Origin of the sequence: Virgisporangium aliadipatigenens, assembly GCF_016863615.1 — a bacterium.
Classification (GTDB): domain Bacteria; phylum Actinomycetota; class Actinomycetes; order Mycobacteriales; family Micromonosporaceae; genus Virgisporangium; species Virgisporangium aliadipatigenens.
The window spans coordinates 472,569-486,713 of sequence record NZ_BOPF01000002.1 but is presented as its reverse complement, the minus strand read 5'-3'; the positions used below and the strand labels follow the sequence as shown (position 1 = coordinate 486,713).

Sequence of the window (14,145 nt, the reverse complement as noted above, 5' to 3'; positions counted from 1 at the left end):
GTGAGCGCGTCGCCTGAGCCACCGCGCCTGCCGAAACCGGCGGGCGCGGTGCGCGCGTTCTGGGCCCGCAATCCGAGGCTGGCCGACGCGCTCCTCGCGGGGCTCTGCGCGCTGTGGAGCTTCGAGAGCAACGCCGGACTTCAGATACCGCAGCCGGTCGACGTGCGGTGGGCGGTCGTCTGCCTCGTCGTGGCGGCGACGATGCTGGTGCGGCGTTCGCAGCCGTGGTGGGCGCTGACGGCGGTGGCCTTCGGCGGTGCGATGAGCACCGGACACTTCATCGGGGTGGCGCTCGCCTGCGCGCTCTACGCGCTGGCCGCATACCGTTCCACCCGCGACGCGGTGCTCGGCGCCGTGCTGGCCGTGACCGCGCTGACCGTGCCGGCGATCCCGCACGGCGACCCGGCGGAATGGCGGTCGAAGGCGATCATCTACGCCGTCATCGCGGTGATCGCGATCTTCCCCGGCGCCAACGTGCGCACCCGGCGGCGGTACCTGCAGGCGTTGCTCGACCGCACCGTTCAGCTCGCGCGGGAGAAGGAACAGGAGGGGCGGCTGGCGGCGATCCGGGAACGCACCAGGATCGCGCACGACCTGCACGACATCGTGGCGCACAGCCTCACCGTGATGGTGCGCCTCGCCGACGGCGCCGCGGCGGTGGCCGACAGCGACCCGCACCGCGCCCGTTCGGCCTCGGAACGCATCGGCGGCATCGGACGCGACGCGATGGTCGACATGCGCCGGCTGCTCGGCGTGCTGCGCGACGGTGGCGAGGACGAGCCGGCGATCCAGGACCTGGACGCACTCGCCGGCACGTTCCGCGGCGCCGGGCTGCCCGTGGCCCTGCGCCGCCAGGGCCCCGAACCGACCGACCGCAGCGTGCGCACCGCCGTGTTCCGCACCGTGCAGGAGGCCCTGACCAACGCGCTGCGCTACGCCGAGAACGCACAGCGGGTACTCGTGGCCGTGGACTACCGGGCCGACCCCATCCGCATCGAGGTCACCGACGACGGGCGCGGCACCGGGCCGGCCCCCTCGGTCGGCACCCGGCAGGGTCTGGTGGCCCTGCGCGAACGGCTGGCCCTCTACGGCGGCACCGTCGACGCCGGCCCCCGACCCGCGCACGGCTGGTCCGTCCGCGCGACCCTGCCCCAACCGAGCAAGGACACCGATGGCTGAGACGACCGTGCTCCTCGTGGACGACCAGGCGCTGGTGCGCGAGGGCATGGCGATGGTGCTCGGCCGGCAGCCCGACCTGCGCATCGTGGGCGAGGCCGACGACGGTCGCGCCGGCGTCCAGCTGGCCCGGTTGCACCGGCCGGACGTGGTGCTGATGGACGTGCGGATGCCGGTGCTGGACGGGATCGAGGCGACCCGCGAGATCGTGACCCACTGCCCGCAGACCCGGGTGCTCATCCTGACGACGTTCGACCTCGACGAGTACGCGTTCAACGGCCTGCGCGCCGGGGCGAGCGGGTTCCTCCTCAAGGACGCCCGCTCGGCCGACCTGGTGGCGGCGGTCCGCACGGTGGCCGCCGGCGACGCGGTGGTCTCGCCCCGGATCACCCGTACGCTGCTGGACCACTACCGGGACGGCCCGGTCACCCCGCTGCACGGCGACCGCATCCTGGCCGAGCTGACCTCACGGGAACGCGAGGTGCTGGTCGCCATCGCCCGTGGCCTGTCGAACCCGGAGATCGCCGGCGAGCTGTTCCTGTCCGAGTCGACCGTGAAGACGCACGTCGGCCGGGTGCTCGCCAAGCTCAACGCCCGCGACCGGGTGCACGCCGTGATCTGGGCGCACCGTCACGGACTGGTGTGACGTTCGCTTCCGCCGCGGCAGCCGCTACCGTCGTTGCGGGATGAAAATCATCGACAACGCCCTCCGTTCCGGCCGCGTACCCGGCCTGCGCACCGCGAAGTCCACGCTCGGCGCGGTGCTGGCGTACGTCGTCGCGGACCTGCTCGGCACCAGCGCCGCGCCGATCCTGGCTGCGTTGACGGCCCTGCTCGTGGTGCAGGTGACCGTGTACGAGACGGTCGCCACCGGGGTGCAGCGGATGTTCAGCGTGCTGGCCGGTGTGCTGGTCGCGGTGGCGATCGCCACGTTCGTGGGGCTGCACTGGTGGAGCCTCGGTGCCGTGGTGGCGCTGTCGCTGATCATCGGGGTGTACCTGCGGCTGGGTTCCAACCTGGTCGAGGCGCCGATCAGCGCCATGCTGGTGCTGGCCGTGGGCAGCATCGGCGCCGAGAGCGCGGCGATCAACCGGGTCTACGAGACGCTGGTCGGCGCCGTGGTCGGCATCGCCGTCAACTTCGCGATCGCGCCGCCGGTGCACGTGCGGCCGGCCGGTGAGGCGATCGGGCAGGTGGCGAACCGGCTGGCGGAGTTCCTGCGGGAGCTGGCCGGGGACCTGCGGGTGGGCTGGTCGCGGGCGGCGGCGCAGCGCCGGTTGGAGGAGGCGCGGGCGTTGGGGCCGGACGTGGCCAAGGCGGAGAAGTCGGTGGTGCGGGCCGAGCAGAGCGCGCTGCTCAACCCGCGCGGTGCCGAGGTCCGCGAGGCCCAGCCCCGGCTGCGCACCGCGATGACCGGCATCGAGCTGTGGTACATCCTGCTGCGCACGCTGTGCCGGGAGATCTTCGACCGGACGTTCTACCTGCCGCCGGAGAAGGAGATCGAGGCGTACGGTCCGCAGGCCCGGGCCGCGCTGGCGGACGTTCTGGAGCGGGCGGCCGCGGCGATGTGCGGCGTGGCCGCCGTGGCGGGTGGCGACGACGACGCCCGCGCCCAGGTGCACGAGAGCCTCACGGCGTTGCACGCGCGCCGCGAGCATCTCGGCCGGTTGCTGCTCGTCGACCCGCATGTCGACGCCGCCGCCTGGCAGCAGCACGGCGCACTGCTCGCGGTCATCGACCGGATGCGCGTCGAGATCGAGGCCGCGGTGCGCCCGGCCGCCGAGCCCTGGCGTCCTCCCCTTCTGACGGAACGGCCGAAGCAGGCCGTTCGCCGCATGATCGACGTCGCCGCGGAGGCGGCCACGAACGCGGCCGCGGCGGCGGAGGCGAGCGCGCGGGACCTGAAGTCGCTGCGCCGGCTCATGCCCGACGCCGAACCGGAGCGGGTGCGGGAGGCCGCCGACGAGGTGGCCGACGCGGCGGCGCTCGCCCGGTCCGCGGCCGACGCGGCCGAACGCGCGGCCCGCACCGCGGCCGAGGAGGCAGCCCCGCTCACGGGGCCGGAGCGCCCCGACCCGACCGGCGACGCCGACCGCCGGTGACCCCGGGCCCCGCACCGGCGGCCCGGACCGTCACTGCGGGTCGACCGCGCCGCCGTCGTCCCAGGTGTTGGCCGCCCACTCGTTGCCGGCACCGGTGCCGAGGAAGCTGGTCGTCGGGCCGACGCCGCCGCACCGGCCGTTGGCGCCCCGGCCGAAGACGTTGCCCCGCACCACGACCCCCGTGGGGTTGTCCCCGAACGCCTTCCCCGGGTTGTAGCCGAAGGAGCCGCAGAAGCCGCCGGGCGTGGCGTGCAGGTAGTTGTCCTCGACGGTGACGTTCTCGACGGGTGCGAAGTCGCCGAAGAGCGCCAGGTCGGCCGTGCAGCCGCCACCGATCGCGTTGTCCGGCGGGGAGCACCAGAGCGTGTTGTGCCGCACCACCATGCCGCTGCCGCCGTTCGTGAGGAACGCGTTGTTGTGGTAGCCGAAGGCGCTGTCCGGATCGTTGAACTGGTCGTGCAGGTAGGAGTCCTGGACCAGGCAGTTCCCGTCGCAGCGGACGCTGTGCTGGCCGCCGGTGATCTCCGAGCGCAGCACGGTCAGGTTGCTGCCGCCGACGCCGGCCCACGTCGTCGCGCCGGCGCGCACCTCGGAGTCGACCACGCTCACCGAGGCGTCGGCGGCGTTGGTCATGACGGCCCGGTTGAGCACGCTGTTGCGGAACGTCACGTTGCGGGCGTACACGAGGATGTCCGCGCAGTCGACGATCTTGCCGTCGATGACCTGATTGTCGGTGCGGAAGCTGCACGAGCCCGTGTACGGGGTGAGCTGCACGCCGTCCGGCACACCGGTGTTGCCCGCGTCCGGGAAGGCGCCACCGGTCGGCGGCGGCGAGACGGAGGGCGACGGCGACGCCGAGGGAGTGGTGACCGCCGACGGGACGAACGTGACGTCCACCCAGTAGTTCGTCGCGGCCCAGGTCGACGTCGGGAAGCCGCCGGAGCCGTAGCGGTACAGGCCGTTGGGGCGTTCCGGGGTGCTGGCCGGCGCGTGCAGCGGGCCGGCGTCGCGCGCCTGGGCGAAGCCGTTGTTGTCGGCCGAGTAGTGGCCGGCGGTGGTGTGGTAGGAGACGACGTAGAAGCGGTCGGCCGCGATCGTCACCGGTGCGGCGAAGGTGGCGTTCTGCCAGCCCGACGCCGTCTCGCCGCCGAACGTGACCGTCGCCAGCAGCGTGCCGTCCTCCTCCCACAGGGAGCCGGTGTGCGGGCCGGTGTTCGCCGCGGACTTGTAGAAGCGCACGCCGGTCACGTCACCGCCACGGTCGGCCCGGAAGCGGGTGCCCAGCTCGACCGGCTGCGCGTCGTCCACGTCCACCGTGCCCGGCACGTCCGCGTCGGACCAGAGCGACACCGCCTGCTCGGCCGCGCCGGCGGTACCGGCGAAGGACTGCGTCACCACCCCGAAAGCGGCGGCCACGAACCCGATGACGGCCACACCGGCCGGAAGAAACCGCCTTCGCCCCACGTCGACTCCCCCGAATGACGATGCGCTCGCGCCATCGGAGCATAGCGATCCGCCGGTTCTTTCGCGTTCCGCCGCGGAACCGGGCAGACTCGGTGGCCGGAACGAAGGAGGACACATGGCCGAGGCTGTCGGAGTGGTGGGTGGCGGAATCATGGGTTCCGGCATCGCCGAGGTGGCCGCGCGCAGCGGTTGCGACGTGCTGATCCTGGAGGTGGACGAGGCGCGCTGCACCGCGACCCGCGAGCGCCTGGAACGTTCGCTCGGCAAGGCCGTCAAGGTCGGCAAGCTCGACGAGGCCGAACGGGACGCGACGCTCCAGCGGATCCGGTACACGCAGGCGTACGAGGACTTCGCCGACCGCACCCTCGTCATCGAGGCGATCATCGAGGACGAGCAGCTGAAGACCACCGCGTTCGCCACGCTGGACAAGGTGGTGGCCGACCCGGAGGCGATCCTGGCGAGCAACACCTCGTCGATCCCGATCCAGAAGCTGGCCGCCGCCACGGGCCGGCCGGACCGGGTGATCGGCCTGCACTTCTTCAACCCGGTGCCGGTCCTGCCGCTGGTCGAACTGATCCCGAGCCTGCTGACCTCGCCGGAGACGCTGGAACGGGCCCGCCGGTTCGCCGCCGACCAGCTGGGCAAGCAGACCGTGCTCGCCAAGGACCGGGCCGGCTTCGTGGTCAACGCGCTGCTGATCCCGTACCTGCTCTCGGCGGTCCGGATGGTCGAGGGCGGGTTCGCCACCCCGGAGGACGTCGACGCCGCGATGGTCGGCGGGTGCGCGCACCCGATGGGTCCGCTGGCGCTGGCCGACCTCATCGGGCTCGACACCTGCGCCGCCGTGGGCACGTCGATGTACGAGGAGTACAAGGAGCCGCTGTACGCTCCCCCGCCGCTGCTGCTGCGCATGGTCGAGGCGGGCCTGCTCGGGCGCAAGAGCGGCCGCGGCTTCTACACGTACTGACGCTCTTCCCGCCCGGCCTGGCCGCTCGGCTGCGGCGCGTCGTTCGTGATGCGCCGCAGCCGACCCTTGGCCGCCGCGATCACGAGCACCACCAGCGCCGGCACGGTGATGACCGCCACCGTGACCGCGCTCGCCTCCGGCCCGAACGCCCCACCGGTGAGCCACTCGGCGCCGTCGAGCGTGGTCCGGTACAGCGAGTGCGTCGACTCCTCGCCCGAGGAGGCCGTCCCGAACACGCCGGCCTGCATCGTGTTCCAGGCGAAGTGGAAGCCGATCGTCAGCCACAGCGAACGGGTCGCCAGGTACAGCACCCCGAAGAGCAGGCCGCCGGTGCACACGATGCTGAGCGCGGCCAGCGCGGTGACGTTCGCGTTGGCCAGGTGCATGGCGCCGAACAGCAGCGACGAGACGATCAGCGCCACCCAGCCGTTGAAGCGTTCGGCAAGCATGCGGGTGAGCACGCCGCGGAAGAGGAGTTCCTCGCTGACGGCCACGCACGCCATGATGCCGGCCGTGATCGCCAGCCCCTCCAGGTCGCCGCGGGTCTGCGTGCCCCAGCCGCCGAGCAGCCGGATCGTCAGCATCACGGTCCCGAAAGCGGCGCCGCCGAGCACGATGCCGGGGATCAGCCAGCGGAAGGCATTCGACCAGGAAACCTCGGGGACGCGGTCGCGCCGCTCGATCCAACGGCTCAACAGCGCGTAACCGACGACGGCGAGGATCGCGGTCGTGAACCCGGCGGAGACCGCCCAGGTCGGGTCGTCCGCGCGGGCCGCCGTCAGCCCCTCCGCGACCCCGAAGAGCACGAACACGCCGACCAGCATCAGCGGAAACTTCAGGCGGAACCTTCTGGTGCCGGGCATGGACGGGACCCCTTCTCGACGTCGTCAAGCCATCGAGAACGGTAGGGATCGGGACGCTCCGGAATCTTCACCCCGTCGTGGACATCCGATGTGGCTCGCTCGGGGGACAACGCCGCTACTCGATCGGCGCGATCCCGTTCCGGAACGCCCACACCACGGCGTGCACCCGGTCGCGCAGGTCGAGCTTCGTGAGGATGCGCGACACGTAGGTCTTGACCGTCTCCGGGCTCAACGTCAGCTCGGCGGCGATCTCCGCGTTCGTCATGCCGCGGGCGATCAACGCCAGCACCTCGGACTCGCGGGGAGCCAGCAGCGCCGCGCGCCCGTCCGGCGGCTCTGCCGGCCGGATCCGTTCCCCGAAATGGCCGATCAACCGGCGGGTCACCGTCGGCGAGACGAGGGCGTCGCCGGCCGCGACCGTCCGCACGGCGGCGACCAGTTCGGCCGGCTGGGCATCCTTGAGCAGGAACCCGGACGCGCCCGCGCGCAACGCCCGGTACACGTACTCGTCCAGGTTGAACGTCGTCACCACCAGCACCGTCAACGGATCGGCGACCTCCGGCCCGGCGAGCCGCCGGGTCGCCTCGATCCCGTCCAGCACCGGCATCCGGATGTCCATCAGGACGACGTCGGGCCGCAGCGCCCGCGCCAGACGCACGGCCTGTTCGCCGTCGTCGGCGGTGCCGGCCACCTCGATGCCCGGTTGAACGCCGAAGATCGTGGCGTACGCGGTGCGGATCAGCGGCTGGTCGTCGCAGACCAGGATCCTCATCGCGGCGCCCCTTCCGGGACGGCGGCCCGGATCACGAAACCGCTCATCGCGCCGCCCCCTCCGGGATGGCCGCCCGGATCACGAAACCGCTCATCGCGCCGCCCCGAACGGGACGGTCGCCCGGATCACGAAACCGCCGGCGGGCGTCGGGCCGGCCTCGAAGTCGCCGCCGAAGACGCTCACCCGCTCGCGCAGGCCGGCGAGGCCGCGGCCGGCCCGGCCGGACGGCCCGGTGGCGGAACCGTCGGTGCGGATCTCCACGGCGACCGCGTGCTCCGAGTGCGTGAGCCGGACGTGGGTCGGCATGCCGTGCGCGTGCTTGACGGCGTTCGTCAGGGACTCCTGGACGACCCGGTAGAGGGTCAGGTCGACGCCGCCGCCGGTCGGGCGGGCGACGCCCTCCTCGTGCCACTCGACGGGCTGGCCCAGGGTTCGGGTGCGTTCGACGAGGTCGGTGATGCGGTCGATCGTGGGGCTGGTGTCGGCGGTGCCCTGGTCCACGACGGCCCATTGTTCGGCGGCCCACTCCTCGGCGGCTCTCTCGTCGGCGACCTTGGCCTGGGCAACCTTGGCCTCGGCGGCCCATTGTTCGGCGGCGACCTTGGCCTCGGCGGCCCTTGGCCCGGCGAGCCCTTGCCCGGCGCCCTTCGGCTCGACGGCCCTGTGCCTTTGCGCGGCGGGCCGCTCTTCGGTGCCCAAAACGCGCAGCAGGTGGCGCAGTTCGGCGAGGGCCTGGCGGCCGGTGTCGCTCACCGCCTTCGTCCCCTGCGCGGCCAATGCCGGATCGGTCGCCAGCACCAGACCGGCCGCGTCCGCCTGGAGCACCATGGCCGTCACGTGGTGGGTCACCACGTCGTGCAGTTCACGGGCGATCACTGCGCGTTCGGCCACGACCGCGAGCGCCATGCTGTCGCGGCGATGCGCCTCCGCGGCGGCACGCTGCGTGCGCATCCACCCGCCCACGATCCAGAACCCGGCCAGGACGCCGTAGAACTCCACGTACTGCAGCAGACTCTGACCGGAGCCCATCCGCCACAACAGCACCGCGAGCGCCACGTACCCGAACGTCAGCACCAGCGGCAGCACCCGCCGCCCGCGCACCTGATGCGCGCCGAGCGCGTACAACGCGAACGGGAACCCCAGGGTCGCGGCCGAGTTCGGGTAGCCGAGCACCTGGTACAGCCCGAACGCCACCGCCGTGAGCACCGCACAGACCGCCGGCCACCGCCGCCGCAGCGTCAGCGGGACGCACAGCGCCACGAGCAGCGCCCAGCCCGTCGCGTCCATCGGCAGATCCGCGAACTCGGGAAGGTCGGCGCCACTGCCGGACATGCCCGGCACCAGGGATACCGCGAGGAGGCCGCCGCCGCCGACCGCGTCGCGGGTCAGCGGGTTGAGGCTCCGCCAGCGTCGGACGAGGAGGCGGCGCGGTCGTTCCCACCAGAGGGCCGGCACGGTCATGGCCGCAGAGCATAGTCAGGATTCCAAACCGGCCAGCACCTCGTCCAGCGGCAGGTCGGCGGCACTCGTCAGGAGCAGATCGGCCGTGCCGAACCGGGCGTGGTCGGCGTGCGGGTTCGGCACGGCGACGCAGCGCAGCCCGGCGGTGCGCGCCGCGGCGACGCCGTGCGCGGTGTCCTCGAACGCCACCGCCTCCGCCGCCGGCAGGCCGAGCCGTTCCAGCGCCAGCAGGTACACGGCCGGATCGGGCTTGTGCGCGGCCACCTCCTCCCCGGTCGCCAGCACCTCGAAGCGGCCGCGCAGTCCGGCCCGTTCCAGCAGGGCAAGGACGTGAGCGGAGTGTGAGCTGCTCGCCACGGCAAGTCGTAGCCCTAGTTCGGCGGCCCGGTCCAGCCATTCGACGATGCCGGGCGCGGGTTCCAGGGCGGCGTTCAGGGCGGCCCGGTGCGCCATCCGCAGCTCGTGGCTCGACTCCCGGTCGTACGCCGCCCCGACCGCCCCGGCGAGGGCGATGTAGCGCGCCTCGTTGGCGTCGCCGCCGTGCTCGGCGAAGAAGCCGGTCGGGTCGAGTTCCAGGCCGTGGCGTCGCCACTCCCAGCGCCAGCTCTCCAGGAGGGTGGTCTCCGTGTCCATCAACAGGCCGTCGAAGTCGAAGATGAGCGCCTTGACCGTCACGGCGGCAAGTATCGCAATCCGGCCGCTGCGTGGAGGGGGTGACTCCGCCGTCACCTGACCGAAGGCCGGTCCGCCTGGAACACGCCGACGTCAGCCTCGGCAATCTCCTCGCCCAGTAGGTAACCGCCGTGATGATTCGCGAACTCGGCCTCGCTCGCCGTTATCGGGATCAGCCAGAGCAACGAGAGTGCGAGCCCGAAGATCTCGAATTCGCCAGCTCCTTCGTCGACGATGTACGGCGGGGCGACGAGAAGGTGATCGCAGGCACTTCCAGGCTGCCACGGCCGGCCTAAGTCCACCGTGTCGTAGAGTCTCAGCGGCCCACTGTTGTCGGCGTGCAGAGCGACAACATCGTAGACAGTTTCTACGTGGAGCTCCGAAGAATTCAGGGAGACAAGGAGGAATTCAGCGAGGGGTTGTCCTCGAGACGGAGTTTGCCACGCTCCGCAGGAAGCGTAGACCCACGCCCCTTCCGGTGCGGTCGGCGCTATCTCGAGCACCTCGATCGGATGATCTGGTGCCTGTGGAGCGTCGTCCTGGTGACCGAGGCCGTTCATTCGCGTACGGACCACGGTACGCCCCGGCCACGCACCGAATAACTCGCGTAGAACGCGGCGATGAAAGGCCTGGCGGTCCACGCGCCCGCTCACCTGGAGTCGGTATTCGGGACGGTCCGCACCCGAGAAGCGTACGGCTCGTGCTCCGGAAGCTGTCGGACAGCGTCGGCCGAGCGGCCGTTCGCATCCACACCGTTGTAGACGTGCAGACCGGTGCCGGCGAACTCGATCTAGTCGACTCCGCCATCCCAGGATCATTTCGGTTGAGCCCTCATCCGCTTGCCCGATGCTCCGGCCCGACCGCGCACAACGCGACCGACCCGCCGCAGACAAGCTGGCGCAGACCGACAAACGGGCGGGAAAGGCCGCCTCCTACTGACACCGGTTCGGTCTTACGACCTCGGGCGCCCCGGCGTCGAAGGAGCGCACGAGAAGTCGGCCGCCGGACAGGTCGTCGGTGACCACCGGTTGCGACAAATCCTCGCCGCGCACCACGAGATCGAGACACTCGAACGGCAGACTCGTCTTCGATCCGTTCGGCAACCGGGCCAAGGCCAGCAGGAGGCCGCGGTCGGCGATGACGGCGGCGAACATGCCGGCCTGGTGCTCGACGAAGCGCTCGCCCCATTGGTGGTGTGCCGCGAGCACCACCTCGGTGTCGCTGCTCGAGCGGAACCGGTGCTGGCGGCCCGCAGCCGCTCGAGCGGTTCCCGGGAGTTGTAGACGAAACGGGACCGCCGGCCCGAACGGGCGACGGTGGCCGCGTTTGTGCGCCATGAACGTGGGCAGTGCGCGGCCATGACGGAACCACAGCGGACGCCCGAGGACACGACGACGGCGCACGAACAGTCGTTGCGTCCGCCCGGCCACTCCCTGCCGGCGACGGACGACGACGCCGGCGACTTCTTCGACCAGGAGACGACGGACGAACAACGCCTCCACGCCGAACGGGTGCGCCGCGCCGGCTACGACCCGGCCGACGTCTCGGGCGACACGGAGGCCGTGCGGCCCCAGTGACGGGCCACGGCGATCAACCGCTGAGCCGGTCGCCGCTGATCGGGTCATGCAGTCCGCCCTCGGGCGCCTGCGCCCCCGGTTGGGCGCCGCTGGGGTCGATCATGCCGTCGTAGTTGTACACGCGCCGGCCGTCGCGTTCCTTGGTGGTGATGGCGTAGCGGTGCATGAACCCGTCGATCTCCACCTCGACCACCGGCTGCCCCTGGGACTCGAGCCGGTTGCCGTCCCGTGGTCCGCCGACCAGGATCGCGTCCTCGTGTGTCTCGCTCATGGCCGCCCCGATACCCGGCGCTTGCGGGAGAAAACGCCCTCGCCGCGCAAGACGGCGGAAGGCTCCGCGAGTTGCCGCACCACGAACGCGGTGTCGCCGTGACGGGTCAGGGCCGGACGCACGGTGGCGAACAGGTCGTCCACGAACTGCCACGCCGGCCGCGCCGTGCCCAGGCGCGGATCGATGAGGCTTCCGTCGATGCCCTCGTGGGCAGCGTGCCAGTGCGCGGCGTCGAGCAGGTGCTCAGCGACCCGCGCAGCGGGCCTTCCCGCGCGGATGTCGTCGATCGCGGTCGCCACGAGCGCACGGACCAGGCCGGCGACCGCGAGGGTGTCCGTACACCATCGAGGCGTCCATCATGGCGGCGTTGAGCCCATCTGACCGACCTCTGATGTCGCGATGGGCGTCAGGCGGGCGTCAGGCAGAAGGGATGGCCGGCCGGATCCAGGAGCACCCGCCAGCGCCCGTCGCCGGGCTGATGCTCCGGCTTGACCGCGCCCAGTCCCAGCGCCAACTCCTCCACCGCGTCGAGGTCGTCGGCCCGGAAATCCAGGTGGAGCTGTTGCGGCACGTCCTGCCCCGGCCACTGCGGGGCCCGGTATCCGTCGACCCGCTGGAACCCCAGGTCACAACCGGAGCCGCCGGTCAGGGCGACGAACCCGTCCGAGCTGAACAGCTCGCGCATCCCGGTCAGCGCACTGTAGAAGCGCGCCAGCGCCGGCGGGTCGGCACAGTCCAGAGTCACGCCTCGCAGTTCAGCGGCTGGCAACATTCGCCCCTTCGGGTCCGCGTAGCTCTCTGCGCCACACCGTACGCGCCGCACCCACCGCCGAAGTAGCGGTTTACCCGTGCCCCGGTCGGCCGGTGGGAGCGAGCGGGACCAGGCCGCTCTGGTAGGCCATCACGACCAGTTGTGCCCGGTCGCGCGCGCCGAGCTTGGCCATCGCCCGGTTCGCGTGCGTCTTGACGGTCAGCGGCGAGAGGAAGAGCCGTTCGCCGATCTCGTCGTTGGTCATGCCGTGCGCGACGAGCACGAGCACCTCGCGTTCGCGTTCGGTCAGCCGTTCGAGGCCCTCGGGCGGCGGGAGCGGCACCGGCTGCACCTCGCTCAGGAACCGGCTCACCAGACCGCGCGTGGCGGCCGGTGACAGCAGCGTCTCGCCGGCGGCGACCACCCGGATGGCGCGCAGCAGTTCGTCCGGCTCCGCGTTCTTGCCGAGGAAGCCGCCGGCGCCGGCACGCAGCGCGCGCACGACGTTCTCGTCGTTCTCGAAGGTGGTGAGGATCAAGATCCTTACCCCCGCGAGGTCCTCGGACGCGGCGATCTCGCGGGTCGCCTCGATGCCGTCCAGCTCCGGCATCCGGATATCCATGAGAACGACATCAGCCCGGCCGGTCCGCGCCAACCGCACCGCTTCGCGCCCGTTCCCGGCCTCGCCCACGATCTCGATGTCCGGCTCCGAGGCGAGGAACATCCGGAAGCCGGCCCTGATCAACGGCTGGTCGTCGACCAGCAGCACCCGGATCACGACGCCACCGCCGGCACCCGCCGGGGTAGCGACGCCCGCACCGCGAACCGGCCCGGTGCGGCCATCCCGGCGGTGACGCTGCCGCCGACGGCCGAGGCGCGTTCGCGCATGCCGACGAGGCCGTACCCGGAGCCGCGCGCACCGGCCGGGTCGGCGACCGGGTTCGCGATGTGCAGCGTGACGGCCTGCGGCGTGTAGGCGACGGTCAGGTCGGCGGTCCCGTCGCCGTACTTCTGCGCGTTGGTCAGCGCCTCCAGCGCGATCCGGTAGGCGGCGGCGTCGACGACGGCGGGCAGTTCGCCGGCGCCGGTGGAGGCGCCCTCGACGGTGACGCGGTAGTCGACGCTCAGGTGCCCGGACAGGTCGGCGAGCAGCTCCCGCAGCTGCGCGAGCCCGCGCGGCGGCCGGGTGCCCGCCGGTTCGCCCGAGTCGCGCAGCAGCCCGACGACGAACGCCATCTCGGTCAGCGCGGCGTCGGCGGAACGGCTGATCGCGTCGAGCGCCGGCGCGACCTGTTCGGGACTGCGCGGGCCGATGTGCCGGGCGCCGGTCGCCTGCACCTTGACGACGGCGATGTGGTGCGCGACGACGTCGTGCAGTTCCCGGGCGATCCGCAGCCGCTCCTCGGCGACCCGGCGGCGGGCCTCCTCCTCGCGGGTCTGTTCGGCGCGCGTCGCCCGGTCCTCGACGGCGGCGATGTAGGCCCGCCGGCTGCGCGTCGCGTCGCCGTAGGCCGCGGCCATCCCGACGAACCCGAGATTGGCGCTGTTCTCCGGATCCCACCAGGGGCCGTCCCCGACGGCGACGTAGGTCAGCCAGCCGACGACGCACACGCCGGCGGCGGTCAGCAGGAGGCCGCGCCGGTCGGTGACCAGCGCGACGGTGTAGACGGTGACCATGAGCGTGCCCGTGACGGCCTGCGGCTGGCCGCCGAGCGCGAACGTGAGCGGTACCGCGGCCGCGACGGTGCCGGCCAGCGCCCGCCGCGGTGCCCGCCGGCGCACGGTCACGGCGACGAACGCCACCCCGGCGGCGATCAGGTGGTACGCGGTGATGTCCTGCCGCTCCTGCCCCTGCGGGCTGAACGAGACCATGAACAGCGACAGCACGGCCACGCCCAGGCCGAGCACCGCGTCCGTCCACTGTGGATGGCGCCCGGCGGTGCGCCACGCCCTGCTCCGCCGCAACCCGGCAAGGTCCATGCCGGCCATCGTAGGAACGCCGGCCGGCGGGGGCGTCGTCCGCACGCGGTATACGGGTGTGCTCCGGATGCGGTAGGCGGCACCGCGAC

16 protein-coding genes and 1 pseudogene are annotated in these 14,145 nt (G+C 72.3%); 5 read left to right on the top strand and 12 right to left on the bottom strand.

The window, feature by feature from the left end; translation table 11 throughout:
• Genes Val02_RS02905 through Val02_RS02895 form a run of 3 tightly spaced genes read left to right on the top strand, consistent with a single transcriptional unit; the run spans position 1 to position 3,278 of the window.
• Positions 1-1,179: a sensor histidine kinase gene (locus Val02_RS02905; RefSeq protein ID WP_203897253.1), complete on the top strand. Its 1,179-nt coding sequence runs from the start codon at positions 1-3 to the stop codon at positions 1,177-1,179.
• Positions 1,172-1,822: a response regulator gene (locus tag Val02_RS02900; protein ID WP_203897252.1), complete on the top strand. Its 651-nt coding sequence runs from the start codon at positions 1,172-1,174 to the stop codon at positions 1,820-1,822. Before Val02_RS02905 ends, Val02_RS02900 begins: the two co-directional genes overlap by 8 nt.
• A gap of 40 nt (positions 1,823-1,862) precedes the next feature.
• Positions 1,863-3,278 carry an FUSC family protein gene (locus Val02_RS02895; protein ID WP_203897251.1) on the top strand — a complete coding sequence of 472 codons (1,416 nt, stop codon included), beginning with the start codon at positions 1,863-1,865 and terminating at the stop codon, positions 3,276-3,278.
• 30 nt (positions 3,279-3,308) lie between these two features.
• On the opposite strand, the gene Val02_RS02890 is transcribed toward Val02_RS02895, so the two are convergent.
• The gene (locus Val02_RS02890) at positions 3,309-4,742 is read right to left on the bottom strand and encodes a DUF4082 domain-containing protein (RefSeq protein WP_203897250.1); all 1,434 of its coding nucleotides are present in this window, start codon (positions 4,740-4,742) and stop codon (positions 3,309-3,311) included.
• A 115-nt stretch (positions 4,743-4,857) separates the two neighbouring features.
• Here Val02_RS02890 and Val02_RS02885 point away from each other — a divergent pair, with 115 nt between their 5' ends.
• Positions 4,858-5,709, top strand: coding sequence for a 3-hydroxybutyryl-CoA dehydrogenase (locus Val02_RS02885; protein WP_203897249.1), 852 nt, complete (start codon positions 4,858-4,860; stop codon positions 5,707-5,709).
• Here Val02_RS02885 and Val02_RS02880 read toward each other — a convergent pair.
• The 6 genes from Val02_RS02880 to Val02_RS02855 all read right to left on the bottom strand — a co-directional run bounded on the left by Val02_RS02880 (position 5,697) and on the right by Val02_RS02855 (position 10,688).
• A complete protein-coding gene (locus tag Val02_RS02880; RefSeq protein WP_203897248.1) occupies positions 5,697-6,572 on the bottom strand; it encodes a CPBP family intramembrane glutamic endopeptidase in 876 nt (291 codons plus the stop codon). The two genes, Val02_RS02885 and Val02_RS02880, sit on opposite strands and share 13 nt — an antisense overlap.
• A 115-nt stretch (positions 6,573-6,687) precedes the next feature.
• Positions 6,688-7,344 carry a response regulator gene (locus tag Val02_RS02875; protein ID WP_203897247.1) on the bottom strand — a complete coding sequence of 219 codons (657 nt, stop codon included), beginning with the start codon at positions 7,342-7,344 and terminating at the stop codon, positions 6,688-6,690.
• 90 nt (positions 7,345-7,434) lie between these two features.
• Complete coding sequence (locus Val02_RS02870) at positions 7,435-8,805, bottom strand: ATP-binding protein (RefSeq protein WP_203897246.1); 1,371 nt, start codon at positions 8,803-8,805, stop codon at positions 7,435-7,437.
• Positions 8,806-8,820: 15 nt separating this feature from the next.
• Complete coding sequence (locus Val02_RS02865; protein ID WP_203897245.1) at positions 8,821-9,480, bottom strand: HAD family hydrolase; 660 nt, start codon at positions 9,478-9,480, stop codon at positions 8,821-8,823.
• Positions 9,481-9,530: 50 nt separating this feature from the next.
• Complete coding sequence (locus Val02_RS02860; protein ID WP_203897244.1) at positions 9,531-10,037, bottom strand: suppressor of fused domain protein; 507 nt, start codon at positions 10,035-10,037, stop codon at positions 9,531-9,533.
• A gap of 372 nt (positions 10,038-10,409) precedes the next feature.
• Positions 10,410-10,688 (bottom strand): hypothetical protein, encoded by a 279-nt coding sequence (locus tag Val02_RS02855; protein ID WP_239151767.1) that lies wholly within the window; start codon positions 10,686-10,688, stop codon positions 10,410-10,412.
• A gap of 147 nt (positions 10,689-10,835) precedes the next feature.
• On the opposite strand from Val02_RS02855, the gene Val02_RS02850 reads away from it, so the two are divergent.
• Entirely contained in the window at positions 10,836-11,054 is a 219-nt protein-coding gene (locus Val02_RS02850; RefSeq protein WP_203897242.1) for a hypothetical protein, read from the top strand.
• 13 nt (positions 11,055-11,067) lie between these two features.
• Here Val02_RS02850 and Val02_RS02845 read toward each other — a convergent pair whose 3' ends face one another.
• The 5 genes and pseudogenes from Val02_RS02845 to Val02_RS02825 form a co-directional block, all read right to left on the bottom strand.
• Positions 11,068-11,325 carry a hypothetical protein gene (locus tag Val02_RS02845; protein ID WP_203897241.1) on the bottom strand — a complete coding sequence of 86 codons (258 nt, stop codon included), beginning with the start codon at positions 11,323-11,325 and terminating at the stop codon, positions 11,068-11,070.
• Positions 11,322-11,657 (bottom strand): annotated as a pseudogene (locus tag Val02_RS02840) (carboxylate--amine ligase); the annotation flags it as partial. The pseudogene Val02_RS02840 and the gene Val02_RS02845, both read right to left, overlap by 4 nt.
• Before the next feature lie 74 nt (positions 11,658-11,731).
• Positions 11,732-12,070, bottom strand: a complete 339-nt coding sequence (locus tag Val02_RS02835) for a VOC family protein (protein ID WP_373317853.1) — start codon at positions 12,068-12,070, stop codon at positions 11,732-11,734.
• A 97-nt stretch (positions 12,071-12,167) separates the two neighbouring features.
• Positions 12,168-12,854, bottom strand: a complete 687-nt coding sequence (locus tag Val02_RS02830; RefSeq protein ID WP_203897238.1) for a response regulator — start codon at positions 12,852-12,854, stop codon at positions 12,168-12,170.
• Positions 12,851-14,056 (bottom strand): sensor histidine kinase, encoded by a 1,206-nt coding sequence (locus tag Val02_RS02825; RefSeq protein WP_203897237.1) that lies wholly within the window; start codon positions 14,054-14,056, stop codon positions 12,851-12,853. Before Val02_RS02825 ends, Val02_RS02830 begins: the two co-directional genes overlap by 4 nt.
• Positions 14,057-14,145 lie beyond the last annotated feature (89 nt).